The organism is Streptomyces sp. NPDC037271 (assembly GCF_055603605.1).
Genome location: NZ_JBVJVN010000022.1, coordinates 5,257 through 18,788 on the forward strand (window position 1 = coordinate 5,257; position 13,532 = coordinate 18,788).

Annotated in this window: 13 protein-coding genes and 1 pseudogene; 7 read left to right on the forward strand and 7 right to left on the reverse strand. The window is 74.5% G+C overall.

Annotated elements, in window-relative coordinates:
* The first annotated feature begins 144 nt into the window (after positions 1-144).
* A complete protein-coding gene (locus ACZ7G3_RS28040) occupies positions 145-1,659 on the forward strand; it encodes a DUF4246 domain-containing protein (protein ID WP_470928726.1) in 1,515 nt (504 codons plus the stop codon).
* Positions 1,660-1,772: 113 nt separating this feature from the next.
* On the opposite strand, the pseudogene ACZ7G3_RS28045 reads toward ACZ7G3_RS28040, so the two are convergent.
* The 5 genes and pseudogenes from ACZ7G3_RS28045 to ACZ7G3_RS28065 form a co-directional block, all read right to left on the reverse strand.
* Positions 1,773-2,132: pseudogene (locus ACZ7G3_RS28045) on the reverse strand (efflux RND transporter permease subunit); the annotation flags it as partial.
* Between the two features lie 4 nt (positions 2,133-2,136).
* Positions 2,137-2,820, reverse strand: coding sequence for a response regulator (locus tag ACZ7G3_RS28050; protein WP_426598442.1), 684 nt, complete (start codon positions 2,818-2,820; stop codon positions 2,137-2,139).
* Positions 2,817-4,046 carry a sensor histidine kinase gene (locus tag ACZ7G3_RS28055; protein WP_470928727.1) on the reverse strand — a complete coding sequence of 410 codons (1,230 nt, stop codon included), beginning with the start codon at positions 4,044-4,046 and terminating at the stop codon, positions 2,817-2,819. The genes ACZ7G3_RS28050 and ACZ7G3_RS28055 overlap by 4 nt, the downstream gene beginning before the upstream one ends.
* 172 nt (positions 4,047-4,218) lie before the next feature.
* Complete coding sequence (pspAA, locus tag ACZ7G3_RS28060) at positions 4,219-4,503, reverse strand: PspA-associated protein PspAA (RefSeq protein WP_426598444.1); 285 nt, start codon at positions 4,501-4,503, stop codon at positions 4,219-4,221.
* A 21-nt stretch (positions 4,504-4,524) separates the two neighbouring features.
* The gene (locus ACZ7G3_RS28065) at positions 4,525-5,316 is read right to left on the reverse strand and encodes a PspA/IM30 family protein (RefSeq protein ID WP_426598445.1); all 792 of its coding nucleotides are present in this window, start codon (positions 5,314-5,316) and stop codon (positions 4,525-4,527) included.
* A gap of 271 nt (positions 5,317-5,587) precedes the next feature.
* Between ACZ7G3_RS28065 and ACZ7G3_RS28070 the strand changes: the two genes are divergently transcribed.
* The 3 genes from ACZ7G3_RS28070 to ACZ7G3_RS28080 all read left to right on the forward strand — a co-directional run bounded on the left by ACZ7G3_RS28070 (position 5,588) and on the right by ACZ7G3_RS28080 (position 8,171).
* Positions 5,588-6,226 carry a DUF3043 domain-containing protein gene (locus tag ACZ7G3_RS28070; RefSeq protein ID WP_470928870.1) on the forward strand — a complete coding sequence of 213 codons (639 nt, stop codon included), beginning with the start codon at positions 5,588-5,590 and terminating at the stop codon, positions 6,224-6,226.
* An 80-nt stretch (positions 6,227-6,306) separates the two neighbouring features.
* Positions 6,307-7,008: a class I SAM-dependent methyltransferase gene (locus ACZ7G3_RS28075; RefSeq protein WP_470928728.1), complete on the forward strand. Its 702-nt coding sequence runs from the start codon at positions 6,307-6,309 to the stop codon at positions 7,006-7,008.
* Positions 7,009-7,073: 65 nt separating this feature from the next.
* Positions 7,074-8,171 carry a S1C family serine protease gene (locus tag ACZ7G3_RS28080; protein WP_470928729.1) on the forward strand — a complete coding sequence of 366 codons (1,098 nt, stop codon included), beginning with the start codon at positions 7,074-7,076 and terminating at the stop codon, positions 8,169-8,171.
* Between the two features lie 42 nt (positions 8,172-8,213).
* Here the strand turns inward: ACZ7G3_RS28080 and ACZ7G3_RS28085 are convergent, their stop codons facing one another.
* Positions 8,214-8,450, reverse strand: coding sequence for a hypothetical protein (locus tag ACZ7G3_RS28085; protein ID WP_426598448.1), 237 nt, complete (start codon positions 8,448-8,450; stop codon positions 8,214-8,216).
* 182 nt (positions 8,451-8,632) lie between these two features.
* On the opposite strand from ACZ7G3_RS28085, the gene ACZ7G3_RS28090 reads away from it, so the two are divergent.
* Positions 8,633-9,832, forward strand: a complete 1,200-nt coding sequence (locus ACZ7G3_RS28090; protein ID WP_470928730.1) for a bifunctional adenosylcobinamide kinase/adenosylcobinamide-phosphate guanylyltransferase — start codon at positions 8,633-8,635, stop codon at positions 9,830-9,832.
* On the opposite strand, the gene ACZ7G3_RS28095 is transcribed toward ACZ7G3_RS28090, so the two are convergent.
* On the reverse strand, positions 9,821-10,564 hold the full coding sequence (locus ACZ7G3_RS28095; RefSeq protein ID WP_426598450.1) for a class I SAM-dependent methyltransferase: 744 nt from the start codon (positions 10,562-10,564) through the stop codon (positions 9,821-9,823). The genes ACZ7G3_RS28090 and ACZ7G3_RS28095 overlap by 12 nt on opposite strands.
* Positions 10,565-10,798: 234 nt before the next feature.
* Between ACZ7G3_RS28095 and cobT the strand changes: the two genes are divergently transcribed.
* Both cobT and ACZ7G3_RS28105 read left to right on the forward strand, forming a co-directional pair.
* Positions 10,799-11,920 (forward strand): nicotinate-nucleotide--dimethylbenzimidazole phosphoribosyltransferase, encoded by a 1,122-nt coding sequence (gene cobT, locus ACZ7G3_RS28100; protein WP_470928732.1) that lies wholly within the window; start codon positions 10,799-10,801, stop codon positions 11,918-11,920.
* An 827-nt stretch (positions 11,921-12,747) separates the two neighbouring features.
* Entirely contained in the window at positions 12,748-13,530 is a 783-nt protein-coding gene (locus ACZ7G3_RS28105) for an adenosylcobinamide-GDP ribazoletransferase (protein ID WP_470928734.1), read from the forward strand.
* Positions 13,531-13,532: the final 2 nt, after the last annotated feature.

The following is a 13,532-nucleotide window of genomic DNA, read 5'->3' on the forward strand; positions in this document are numbered from 1 at the left end:
CGTTGTGAAAGTCCCCCCTACCCCCACCCCCCCCCCCCCACCCCCCCCCCCCCCCCCCCCCCCCCGCCCCCCCCCCCCCTCCCCCTCCCCCCCCCCCCCCCCCCCCCCCCCCCCCCGCCACTCCGACTGGGAGGATCCAGAGCATTGACCGGCCTGTCCGCTTTCCCGCTGCCCTTCAACGCGTCTCGCTCCATATGGTCCGCGAAACCCCGAACGCTGCGGGAACTCGAGATGATGCGGTGCAGCGCCCACATCCGGTCGAAACCGGGGTGGTCCGACAAGATGCACGACCCCGGCATCCTCGCCAGGTGGACGCGGGAAGCGGTCGCCCAGGGGCTCACCGAGGCGCAGGTTCACCACGTGCTCGCCGAACTCGCGCACTACGCCGCGCTGCGCGACGCGCACAGCGGCGTCGAGGTGTCCGCCGTCGACGGGGTGTGGCAGTCGGACACGCTGGTCGACGACGGGCTCCGCTCCCGGCTGCGCGAGGCGGTCCGGGTCCTGGAAGAGGTCCCCGAAGCGGAACGGGACTGGCATCCCGGCTCCGACGGCCAGGTACTGGACCTGGTCCACCCCTCCCTCTTCTGCCTGGTGCGGGAGGTGAGCGGCGCACCCGAGCGGGCCTGGCACAACCCGACGGACCGCTACTCGCGGTACGAGTTCTCGGAGAGGTTCCAGTGGCTCCCCACGGACGTCGACGTCAGTGACGACGGCGACGTCGCCTTCCGTTCGTACGTCAACAACGTGCACCCCGAGGCCCATCGCGAACTGGCCTCCGTCCTGCCGGACCTGTTCGCGCGCATGCGCCCGCTGCTGGAGAACGTGCTCACCGACCTGCGTCATCCGCGTCCCCCGCGGATCGAGGCCGACCCCTTCGGGTGGTACGACGAGTCGCAGGAGCCGGACGAACCGGACGAGTCCTCCTTCAGCGACGAAGAGGCCTACGAAGAGGCCATGCAGGCCTGGGAAGAGGCCAGCGACGACTGGTGGGAGAACCGCCGCCCGGCCGTCCCGGACGCCCCGGTCTTCACCCCGCCCGAGCTGCCGGACGCCTCCGCCCGGGTCGACCTGCGCGGCCGCCGTCTCCAGGTCATCGTCAAGCTCGCCACCATCCACCTCACCCCGGACAAGCCCGAGTACGCCGGCGGTTCCTGGCATGTCGAGGGGATGCTGAACGAGCGGATCGTCTCGACCGGCATCTACTACTGGGACAGCGAGAACATCACCGAGAGCCGGCTGGGTTTCCGCACGGCGCTCGACGACCCGCGCTACGAGCAGAACGACCACAACGGCCTGCGCGAGGTCTACGGCCTGGAGAACGAGGACGCGCTGAACCAGGTGCTGGGGTCCGCGTCGACCCCGGCGGGCCGCTGCCTGGCGTTCCCGAACGTCCTGCAGCACCGCGTCGGCTCGTTCCGCCTCGCGGACCCCACCCGCCCGGGGCACCGCAAGATCCTCGCGTTCTTCCTGGTCGACCCGTCGGAGAGGATCGTCTCGACGTCCGACGTGCCACCGCAGCAGCCCTGGTCCGACACCTCGACCATGACGCTCGAACAGGCCAGGACCTACCGCGAGGAACTCATGCGGGAACGCAAGTTCTTCGTCGACGAACACAACGAGCAGCTCTACGAACGGGAGTTCTCCCTGTGTGAGCACTGAGGACGTGTGAGCGCTGAGGACGTGTGAGACGCGGCCGGCCGCGCTCTCCGGTCCGGGCCCGCACGCGGGAAGGGGCGCCCCACCGGGGCGCCCCTTCGTCGTACCGACGGATGTCAGATTTGGGCCGGCTCCGGCTCCGGTTCCGCCGAGGAGTGCGGCTCGGGCAGGCCCTTCTTCGCCGCCTTCTTCTTCGCGCGCCGCTCCTTGCGCAGCTCCAGCATCGCGTAGAGCGTCGGGACCAGCAGCAGGGTCAGCAGGGTGGACGAGATCAGACCGCCGATCACCACCACCGCCGGCGGCTGGGCGATGAAGCCGCCCTCGCCGGTGACGCCCAGCGCCATCGGGAGCAGGTCGATCAGCACGATCGCGTTGGTGACCACGATGCCGGTCAGCACCAGCATGCCGATCGCGCCGGTCGCCGCGAACGGGATCGGGACCAGCAGGATCAGCGGCTGGGCCAGCGACCGGAAGGTGAGGTCACTCCACCCTTGGACGTACCAGTCCGGATTCGTACGCGATGACGACCAGCTGGGCCCGGTCGCGGGCGCCCAGCTTGGCCATGGCCCGGTTGACATGCGTCTTCACGGTGAGCGGGCTGACCTCCAGCCGCTCGGCGATCTCGTCGTTGGAGTACCCGCCGGCGACCTGGCCCAGCACCTCGCGCTCGCGCACCGTGAGCGTCTCCAGCCGCTCGGCGCGGGCCGGGTCCCGGTCCTCGCCGGCCGTGCCCTCCTGGGCGAGGAAGCGGGCGATCAGCCCCTTGGTGGCGGTCGGGGACAGCAGTGCCTCGCCGCCGGCCGCGACCCGGATCGCGCTGAGCAGTTCCTCGGGTTCGGAGCCCTTGCCGAGGAAGCCGGAGGCGCCCGCGCGCAGCGACTGCACCACGTAGTCGTCGACCTCGAAGGTGGTCAGGATGACCACGCGGACATGGGCGAGGGCAGGGTCCGCGCTGATCAGGCGGGTGGCGGCGAGGCCGTCGGTGCCGGGCATCCGGATGTCCATCAGCACCACGTCGGCGCGCTGTTCGGCGGCGAGCCGGACCGCCTCCGCGCCGTCGGACGCCTCCCCCACCACCTCCATGTCGGGCTCGGAGTCGACCAGCACCCGGAAGGCACTGCGCAGCAACGCCTGGTCGTCGGCGAGCAGGACACGGATCGTCATACGGAGCCCTCCACGGCTTTGGTGCGGTTCCTGACCGGAAGGATCGCATGGACCCGGAACCCGCCTCCGTAGCGGGGACCGGTGGTGAGGGTGCCGCGCACGGCGGTGACGCGCTCACGCATGCCGAGCAGACCGTGACCGCCGCCGCCACTGCCGGCTCCGGCGGCGTCGCCCTCGCCGGCGCCGTCGTCGAGCACGGTGACCTCGATGTCCGGGCCCACCCTCACGACGCTGACCTCGACCTTCGCCCGGGTCCCCGCGTGCTTGTGCACATTGGTCAACGCCTCCTGGATGATGCGGTAGGCGGCCAGGTCGACGGCGGTGGGCAGGGCCGTGTCCTGGTAGGCCCGCGCCACCTCGACGTGCATTCCCGCGTGGTGGAAGGTGGCGACGAGTTCATCGAGGCGGTCCAGGCCGGGGGCGGGTTCGGTCGGGGCCTCCGGGTCGTCGGACTGGCGGAGCAGACCGACGGTGGCGCGCAGCTCGCCCAGCGCGGAACGGCTGGCCTCCCGTACGTGGGCGAGGGCCTCCTTGGCCTGGTCGGGCCGCTTGTCCATGACGTGGGCGGCGACCCCGGCCTGGACGTTGACCAGGGCGATGTGGTGGGCGACCACGTCGTGCAGGTCGCGGGCGATGCGCAGCCGCTCCTCGGCGACGCGGCGGCGGGCCTCCTCCTCGCGGGTGCGCTCGGCCTTCTCGGCCCGGTCGCGGATGGCCTGGACGAAGGCGCGCCGGCTGCGGACGGCGTCCCCGGCGCTGGCGCCTATGCCGGTCCAGGCGAAGACGGCGAGGTTTTCCTGCGCGTACCAGGGCAGGGGTCCGGCGAGCATGGCGGCGCCGGTGAGCACCGTCATGGTGAGCAGGCCGACCCGCCAGGTGGTGGGGCGGTCGGTGGAGGCGGCGACGGTGTAGAGGGCGACGACGGCGGACATGACGACGGGCGCGCGGGGGTCGCCGGTGACGCCCTCGACGACGGAGACGCCGCCGGTGACCGCGAGGACGACCAGTGGGGCGCGGCGGCGGAAGACGAGCGCCGCGGCGCCGGCCACCATGAGGACCAGGCTGAGCGCATCGGGGGTGCGCAGGGCCCAGCTGACGCCCTCGGGGCCGTGCGGGTCCACGAAGGAGCCGGCGACCATGCCGATCAGGACGGTTGCCGCGATGGCCGCGTCCAGGGCCAGTGGGTGGGCGCCGATGGTGCAGCGGGCGCGGGCGAGGGTGTTCACGTCGGTTCACCGTAGCCGCGGTGGACGCGTCCTCTCGCCGGGCCCGCGCTCTGCGGCCGCCGGCCCGGGGGCTGCGCCTCCCGGCATCCGCTCCGGCCCGACGGCCTCGTCCTCGCACTCCCCCGGTCCCGGCTCCGCTCGGGTGGGGGACCCCCACGACGGGCCGAGCGATTCACGCACTGCCCGGGATCAGGCCGTCGTCGCTCAGCAGCTCCTGGACCTCTTCCAAGGTGGCGTCCGGGGACGGGAGGATGAGGTCGGACGGCTCCAGAGCGTCGTCGGGCAGCGGCTCGCCCAGTTCGCGGACCTTGGCCAGGAGGGCCTGGAGGGTCGCACGGAAACCGGGGCCGTCGCCGTTCTCCACTTCGGCCTGGAGCTCGTCGTCCAGCTTGTTCAGCTCGGCCAGACGGCCGTCGGCCAGCGTCAGCTGGCCCTCCCCCATGATCCGTACGATCATGTCGCCCTCCTAGGCGTGGGCTTACTGCTTGTCGAAGCGCGGGGTGTCCTGCGGCTGCTGCTGGGACTGCGCCTGGCCCTGGTCCTGGCCGCCCTCGATGGCCTGCCGGTCGGAGGTGCTGCCCCCGGCCAGCTCGGCCTTCATGCGCTGCAGTTCCAGCTCTACATCCGTACCACCGGAGAGCCGGTCCAGCTCGGCCTGGATGTCGTCCTTGTGCATGCCGGACTGGTCGTCCAGGGCGCCGGAGGCGAGCAGTTCGTCGATGGCGCCGGCCCGGGCCTGGAGCTGGGCGGTCTTGTCCTCGGCCCGCTGGATGGCCATGCCGACGTCGCCCATCTCCTCGGAGATGCCGGAGAACGCCTCGCCGATGCGGGTCTGCGCCTGGGCGGCCGTGTAGGTGGCCTTGATGGTCTCCTTCTTCGTACGGAAGGCGTCCACCTTGGCCTGGAGGCGCTGGGCCGCCAGGGTGAGCTTCTCCTCCTCGCCCTGGAGCGTGGCGTGCTGCGTCTCCAGGTCGGTGACCTGCTGCTGGAGCGCGGCGCGCCGGGAGAGCGCCTCGCGGGCCAGGTCCTCGCGGCCCAGCGCCAGCGCCTTGCGGCCCTGGTCCTCCAGCTTGGACGACTGGGACTGGAGCTGGTTGAGCTGGAGCTCCAGCCGCTTGCGGCTGGTCGCCACGTCGGCGACGCCGCGGCGCACCTTCTGCAGCAGTTCCAGCTGTTTCTGGTACGAGTAATCGAGGGTCTCGCGCGGGTCCTCGGCCCGGTCAAGGGCCTTGTTGGCCTTCGCGCGGAAGATCATCCCCATACGCTTCATGACACCGCTCATGGGCTTCGCGCGCCCCCTTCTGACCGACTCCGGCTCCAGCACCTGCGACAGAACCCACAGTACGGGCCCTGCATCCATTACCGCACTGTTCGGGGACGGATGCGCTCATCCCCAAGGACGACTGCGTACGCTCCCGGTCCGGCGTAGGGAGTAGGTGCTTCCCGGGTTGTCCGGTAATGGCCCGGCGCCCGGCGGTGTACGCAACGTCCGCTCTGTCCACTTACAGACGACCGGCGTTGCCGGATCGTTCCCCACCGGACTGGGGCCCACACCCCGATACCCCGTACCCTTGGGTTTTGTGTTCCGTAGCCGTGCCAAGGAAGAGAAGGCACCGAGCCTCGTCAAGACGCCGGTGACCGACTCCAAGCAGCCCCGTGATCCGCAGGCCCCGAAGGGAAGGCCGACGCCCAAGCGCAGTGCGGCCCAGTCCCAGCGCCGCAGCGTCGCCAACACGCCGTTGACGCGCAAGGACGCCGCCAAGCGCCAGCGCGAGGAGCGCCGGACCGCACTGGCGCGGCAGCGCGAGGCGCTGGCGAAGGGCGACGAGCGGTACCTGCCGGCCCGTGACAAGGGTCCGGTCCGCAAGTTCGCGCGCGACTTCGTCGACTCCCGGTTCAACATCGCGGAGTACTTCCTGCCGATGGCCGTGGTCATTCTCGTGCTGAGCATGATCCAGGTGCCCGTGCTGCAGAACGTCGCGCTGCTGCTGTGGCTGTTCGTGATCGTGCTGATCGTGCTGGACTCGCTCGTCAGCGGCTTCCGGCTGAAGAAGCGCCTCGCCGAGCGCTTCCCGGACGAGCGCAGGCGCGGCGCGGTCGCCTACGCGCTGATGCGCTCCCTCCAGATGCGTCGGCTCCGGCTGCCCAAGCCCCAGGTCAAGCGCGGGGAGCGGCCCTGAGCACCACGCCGTTCCAGGGCGCGGCCGAGGCCCGGCCGGCCGGGCCGGGCGACCTGCGGGACGTCGTCCGGCAGGAGCTGGTGGCCCGGCAACTGGACGAGCAGATAGCCGGGCGCTTCCCGGTCGGCAAGCGGCTGCGGGTGCTGGACGTCGGCATGGGCCGGGGCACCCAGGCGCTGCGGCTGGCACGGGCCGGGCACCAGGTGACCGGCGTGGAGCGGGACGTCGCCATGATCGCCGCCGCGCGCGACGCCCTGGCCGGCCAGCCGGAGGGCATCCGGGAACGGATGCGGATCATCGAGGGCGACGGCCGGGACACCGGCGTGCACTTCCTGCCGGGCAGCTTCGACGTGGTGCTGTGCCACGGCGTGCTCATGTACGTCGAGGAGCCCGACCCGCTGCTCGCGGGGCTGGCCCGGATGCTCGCGCCGGGCGGGCTGCTGTCGCTCCTGGTGCGCAACGGCGACGCGCTCGCCATGCGCCCGGCCCTGTGCGGCGAGTGGGCCGGCGCGCTGGCGGCCTTCGACACCACCGCCTGCCGCGATCACCTCGGCCTCGACGTCCGCGCGGACCGGCTGGCGACGCTGACGGCGAAGCTCGCGGGCATCGGCGCCCCGCTGAACGCCTGGTACGGCGTCCGGGTCTTCACGGACGCGGCGCCCGACGGCGCCCCGGTCCCGGACGACCTCGAAACCCTGCTGGCCGCCGAGGTACGGGCCGGCCGGACCGACCCGTACCGCGGGGTCGCGGCGCTGCTGCATCTGTGCGGGGTGCGCGGGTAGGACCGCGGCGCCCGTTCGGGTGCTCACCGGGGGCCGGGGTTCCGGTGCGCGGTGAGACTCGGGGCATGGATGCTTCCCCTGCCCGCCGTAGCCGTGTGCCCCGGCTGCTCGGCCCGGTCGCCGCGCTGGCCTGCTCCCTGCTGCTCGTCGCCGGCTGCTCCGACGCCGGCGCCGGGTCCGGCACGGGGTCCCGGGGCGAGCCGGAGGCCGGCACGGCACGGGCCGCGGCGCCTCTCGCGGCCAACGACCTGCAGGCCGACTACGAGCGGGTGATCAAGGACGTACTCCCGTCGGTCGTGCAGATCCAGGCGGGCGACTCCCTGGGCTCGGGGGTCGTGTTCGACGACAAGGGGCACGTCGTCACCAACGCGCACGTCGTCGGGGACAGCGAGTCGTTCCGGGTCACGACCGCCCGGAACGAGGACGCCCTCGCCGCCGTACTCGTCTCCTCCTACCCCGAGCAGGACCTCGCCGTCATCAGGCTGGAGAAGGTGCCCGACGGCATGAGGGCGGCCCGGTTCGGGGACTCCTCGAAGGTCGCGGTCGGGCAGATCGTGCTGGCGATGGGCTCGCCGCTCGGGCTGTCCTCCAGCGTGACGCAGGGCATCGTGTCGGCGACCGGACGGACCGTCACCGAGGGCAGCAGCGGGGGCGGTACGGGCGCGACCATCGGCAACATGGTGCAGACGTCGGCGGCCATCAATCCCGGCAACAGCGGTGGCGCCCTCGTGAACCTCGACGGCGAGGTGATCGGCATTCCGACGCTGGCGGCGACCGACCCGGGCATGAGCGACAGCGCGGCGCCCGGCATCGGGTTCGCGATCCCGGCGTCGATGGTGAGGACGGTCGCCGGTCAGATCGTCGAGGACGGCCGGGTCACCGACTCGGGGCGGGCGGCGCTCGACATCACCGCCCGCACGGTCGTCGACCACGGCTACCGGCCCGCGGGCGTCGCCGTCGTCGAGGCCCGTGACGGCGGGGCCGCCGACCGGGCGGGGCTGCGGCCCGGGGACGTCATCGTCCGGCTGGGCGACACCGACACCACCACGATCACCGCACTGGCCGAGGCGCTGGCGTCGATGGAGCCGGGCGACCGGACGAAGGTGACGTACACCCGCAACGGCGACGAGCGCACCGCCGAGGTGACGCTCGGCGAACAGTGAGGGGCCGGGGGCGGCCCGGTGGGGCCCGCCCCCGGCCGCCGGTCAGGCCTCCGGCTCCGGGGCCGCCTCGGCCTCCTCGGCGTGCAGGCTCATCGGGCCGTAGATCTCGGTGGCGTCCTCGAACAGCCGCACCTGGTCGGTGCCGCCCTCCTTGAGGTCCTTCCAGTACTCACCGATCCAGGACTCGGCGTCCCCTTGCGTGGTGAACTCCTCGGGCTCCACCGCGGGCTGGACCTCCGTCCCGCCGGCCGTCTCGAACCGCCACGTCCATGCCGCCATGTACGCCTCCAAGATGTCAGCACATGCAGAGCGGAAGCCGGATCTTGGTCCGGCCTCCGACCGCAGCCTATGCGCTGAGCCGGGTGCGCCGTGGAAGGCCGGGGCAACAGGGGAGCCACCCACGGCCCCCTCGAAAAGGCCTCGGGCGCGCACGACGCCGGGCGACCGGGGAAAATCGGGGCGTGGACGTGACTCTGCTCGGCACCGGTGCCCCCGCGGGACTCCCCCGCCCCGACTGTCCCTGCGCGGCCTGTGCCGCGGCCCAGGGCGAGAACGCGCGCGCGGCGACCGCGCTGCTGGTGGACGGGGCGCTGCTGCTCGACCTGACGCCCGGCGCCGCGTTCGCCGCCGCCCGGGCCGGGCGCTCCCTGACCGGCGTACGGCAGGTGCTGCTGTCCCACCCGCACGACGGTCCCGCCGTGGAGGTGCCGGCCGGGCTGCCGCAGCCGGGGCGGGTGCCGGACGGGCGGGAGCTGGCGCTGCTGACCGGGCACCGGGTGCGGGCGGTGGCGATGGACGCCCCGGGCACCGGATACGCCGTGACCGGCCCGGACGGGCAGCGGCTGCTGTACCTGCCGCCGGGCGGCGCGCCGGCCGGTCTGGAGGAGCCCGCCGAGTCGTACGACCTGGTCCTCGCGGACGTCGTGGGGCGGCCGGACGCGCTGGCGAGGCTGCGGGCGGTGCGCGCGGCGGGCCCGACGACGGACGTCGTCGCCGTCCACCTCGGCCACGACGTGCCGCCGGGGCGGGAACTGGCGCGGCGGCTCGCGTCGGCGGGGGCGCGGGCGGTGCCGGACGGGACGACGCTGGTGGTGGGCTCCTACGAGGACGTGCCCGACGTACCGCGGCGCACGCTGGTCCTGGGCGGCGCCCGGTCGGGCAAGTCGGTGGAGGCCGAGCGGCGTCTGGAGGCCTTTCCCGAGGTGCTGTACGTCGCGACGGGCGGCTCCCGCAACGGGGACACCGAGTGGGCGGCGCGGGTCTGCGCGCACCGGGAGCGGCGGCCGGGGTCGTGGCGCACCGCGGAGACGTGCGATCTGGTGCCGTTGCTGAAGGACGACGGGCCGGCCCTGCTCGTCGACTGCCTGTCGCTGTGGCTGACGGACGCGATGGACGCCGTCGGGGCGTGGGACGACGCGGAGTGGGCCGACGGCGGTGAACGGGCCCTGCGGGACCGGGTGCGGGAGCTGACGGAGGCGGTGCGCGCCACCCGGCGCACCGTCGTCGCGGTGTCGAACGAGGTGGGGTCGGGGATCGTGCCGGCCACGGCGTCGGGCCGCCGCTACCGCGACGAACTCGGGCGGCTGAACGCGGCGTTCGCGGCCGAGTGCGAGCAGGTCCTGCTGGTGGTGGCGGGGCAGGCGCTGGTGCTACGGGGCTGACGGGTACCACGGGGCCGACGCGTCCTTGCGGGCGATGACGCGGTGGCTCCGCGCGCCGGTGAGCACCGTGCAGCCCTGCGCCCCCAGTTCGGCGCGCAGGTCCGCCGGGTGCGAGGCGCCGGGCGGGAGGGCGAGCAGGCGGCGCGGGTCCGCCACGTCCACGAGCAGATGGCCGCCGGGGCGGAGCACGTGGAGGGCGGCGCGCAGTTCGGCGCGCGGGTCCGGGACGCGTTCCAGGTGGTGGAAGAGGCTGACGACGTCGTACCGGGCGCGCAGGCGGGCCGCGATGTGCGGGTCCGTCAGCCGGCCGACGAACGCCTCCTCGACGCGCTCGACCGCACGGGCGCGAAGGACGCGGTGGTGGGGGTCCAGGCCGTCGAAGGAGGTGTACGGGAAGAGGGCGCGCGCGGTACGGGGGAAGTCGGCGTCGCCGGTGCCGACGTCCAGCCAGCTCTCGGGTTCGGGGCAGCGGCGGAGCATCGCGCGGGCGGCCAGGCCGTGTCTCAGGCGAACTCCGGCCCGGACCAGCGGGTGCTGCGGGCCGGGGGTGCGCGGGGGGTTGCGGAAGGCGTGCCGGCAGTCCAGGCAGCGTTCGAGGACGGAACGGCCGGGGACGGATTGGCGCCAGTCCTCGCCGCGCCGGTCCTCGCGGCGCGGGCGGGTGCGCAGCCGCCGCGAGCCGCACCAGGGGCAGTCGTCGCGGTACGGCCGGTACCGGGGCACGGGAGGCACCGGGGGGACGGGAGGCCGCGCCGATGCGGCGGAGGGTGCGGGGGGTACGGACATGGGCGGCTCCCGGCACGAGAGGAGGAGAGCAGGACAGGAGGGCGGGGCAGGAGGGCGGCGTACGACAATCCACGCAAAACGTTACGTAGGTGATCGCGATCCGGGGTGCAACGACGCAGCGTGGGCGCGGTGCGCACCGGTCCTCCGTCGTGTCCGGCCGGGGCCGGTACTGTTCGGCGAATGAGCTCGCTGAATCTCGACGACTTCACCGATCTGATCGAGCGCCCCGACGGCGGAGTGCGCCGCGACGCCGAGGCGCGCCGGGAACGTCAGGTCGTCCCGCCCGGATCGCTGGGCCGCCTGGACGACCTGGGCGAATGGCTGGCCGCGGCGCAGTCCGCGGTACCGGTGCGGCCGGTCGAACGGCCCCGGGTGGTGCTCTTCGCGGGTGACCACAAGGTCGCCGAGCTGGGCGTCTCGGCGCGGCCCGCGGGCGGCGCCGGTGAGCTGGTGCGCGAGGTGCTGGAGGGCGGCCGGCCGGTGTCCGTGCTCGCCCGGCGCCTCGGCGTGCCGGTGCGGGTCGTCGACATGGCCCTGGACTGCGACCCCGAGACGCTGCCGGCCGAGGTCGCGGGGCACCGGGTACGGCGCGGCGGCGGGCGCATCGACGTCGAGGACGCGCTGACCCTTGAGGAGGCGGAGGCCGCCTTCCGGGCCGGGATGGCGGTGGCCGACGAGGAGGCCGACTCCGGTACGGATCTCGTGGTGCTCGGCGACGTGAGCGTGGGCGGCACCACGGCGGCGGGCGTGCTGGTCGCCGCGCTGTGCGGGACGGACGCCTCGGTCGTCACCGGGCGGGGCGGGCTGGCCATCGACGACCTGGCCTGGATGCGCAAGTGCGCGGCGATCCGCGACGCGCTGCGCCGGGCCCGGCCGGTGCTCGGCGACCAGTTGCAGCTGCTCGCGACGGTGGGCGGCGCCGACCTCGCCGCGATGACGGGCTTCCTGCTGCAGAGCGCGGTGCGGAAGGTGCCGGTGATCCTGGACGGCGTCGTGACGGCCGCGTGCGCGCTGGTCGGGCAGCGGGTCGCCTTCCGGGCGCCGGACTGGTGGCTGGCCGCCCACGACAGCGGGGAGCCGGGCCAGGCGAAGGCGCTGGACCGGATGGCGCTGGAGCCGCTGCTGTCCCAGGGCGTGACGGTGGGCGAGGGCGCGGGGGGCCTGCTGGCGCTGCCCCTGGTGCAGGCCGCGGCGGCGCTGGCGGCGGAGTTGCCGGAGGTCTCCGCCGATGAGACCGCCGACGAGTCCGCCGAGGGGACCGTCGATGAGGCCGCCGACGAGGCCCCGGCCGACGCCCGGTGAACCGGCGTCGTCCGCTCACCCGGCGGAGGTGCGGGGCGGTGGGGTGACACGGCGCCGTGCCCGGAGTCCGGGGCTCGAGGCCCCCGTGTCCGGCGCCCGGGGCCCGGGATCCCGCACCCGGGGTCCGGGATCCGGGGCTCGAGGTCCCGCGTCCGAGGTCCGGGATCCCGCGTCCGAGGTCCGGGATCCCGCATCCGGGGTCCCGCGCCCGGAGTCCGGCGTCCCGCACCCAGGGCCCGAGGTCCCGCACCCGGCGCCCAGGGCCCGGCGTCCCGCACCCAGCGCCCAGAGCCCGAGGTCCCGCACCCAGCGCCCAGAGCCCGGCGTCCCGCACCCAGCGCCCAGAGCCCGAGGTCCCGCACCCAGCGCCCAGAGCCCGAGGTCCCGCACCCAGCGCCCAGAGCCCGAGGTCCCGCACCCAGCGCCCAGAGCCCGGCGTCCCGCACCCAGCGCCCAGAGCCCGGCGTCCCGCACCCAGCGCCCAGAGCCCGGCGTCCCGCACCCAGCGCCCAGAGCCCGAGGTCCCGCACCCAGCGCCCAGAGCCCGGCGTCCCGCACCCGGCGCCCAGGGCCCAGGGCCCGGCGTCCCGCACCCGGCGCCCAGGGCCCGAGGTCCCGCACCCGGGTCCGGCGCCCCGCATCCGCGGTCCGGCGTCCCGCGCCTGGGGTCCCGCGCCCGGCGTCCCGCATCCGGCATCCGGCATCCGGCATCCGGCATCCGGCATCCGGCATCCGGCATCCGGCGGCACGCTGCCACCGACGTCCCCGTGCGCACGTCGTCCCAGCCGCCCGTGGGTGCCCCGGTGACCGCCGGGTAGTCTGCGCCGGTGCTCAGGACCCCCTTCCCCGACGGCCTCCGTTTCGCGTTCGGCACCCTCACCGTGTTCCCGGTCGAGGTGACCCGCTGGGACCGTGATGCCGCGCGCGGCGGCATGCTGTGCGCGCCGCTGGCCGGGCTGGCCGTCGGCGCCGCCGCCGCGGCCGCCGGACTCCTGCTGCTGTCCCTGGGCGCGGGGAGCCTGCTCGCCGCGGTCGCCACGGCCGCCGTACCCGCCGTCCTCACCCGCGGGCTGCATCTGGACGGGCTGGCCGACACGGCGGACGGACTCGGCAGCGGCAGGCCCGCCGAGGACGCGCTGCGCATCATGAAGCAGTCGGACATCGGCCCGTTCGGCGTGCTCGCCCTCGTGTTCGTGCTGCTCGCCCAGGTGGCCGCGCTGGCCCAGGCCTACGACGGCTCCTGGGCGCGGGGCGCGCTCGCCGCCGTGGTCTCGGCGACCGCCGCCCGGCTGGCACTCACGCTCGCCGCCCGGGCCGGGGTGCCCGCGGCCCGCCCGGAGGGACTGGGCGCGGCGGTCGCCGGGGTGGTGCCGGCGGGGGGCGCACTGGCCGTCACCGCCGCCGTCACCGCCGCCGCGGCCGGAGCGGCGGCGGGCTCCGGGCCGTACGACGCGGTCCGTGCGGCGCTCGCCGTGCTGTGCGCCGTCGCCGTCGCCGAACTGCTGCTGCGGCACTGCGTCCGCCGCTTCGGCGGGGTCACCGGTGACGTCTTCGGCGGGGTCGCGGAGACGGCGGCCACCACCGCCCTCGTGGTTCTGGTGCTCGGCTGATT

Bases quoted from the DNA above. Each gene is read 5' to 3' on its own strand.
- ACZ7G3_RS28050 (WP_426598442.1), bottom strand. From the start codon at position 2,820: ATGACGATCCGTGTCCTGCTCGCCGACGACCAGGCGTTGCTGCGCAGT.
- pspAA (WP_426598444.1), bottom strand. From the start codon at position 4,503: ATGATCGTACGGATCATGGGGGAGGGCCAGCTGACGCTGGCCGACGGC.
- ACZ7G3_RS28065 (WP_426598445.1), bottom strand. From the start codon at position 5,316: ATGAAGCGTATGGGGATGATCTTCCGCGCGAAGGCCAACAAGGCCCTT.
- ACZ7G3_RS28080 (WP_470928729.1), top strand. From the start codon at position 7,074: ATGGATGCTTCCCCTGCCCGCCGTAGCCGTGTGCCCCGGCTGCTCGGC.
- ACZ7G3_RS28085 (WP_426598448.1), bottom strand. From the start codon at position 8,450: ATGGCGGCATGGACGTGGCGGTTCGAGACGGCCGGCGGGACGGAGGTC.
- cobT (WP_470928732.1), top strand. From the start codon at position 10,799: ATGAGCTCGCTGAATCTCGACGACTTCACCGATCTGATCGAGCGCCCC.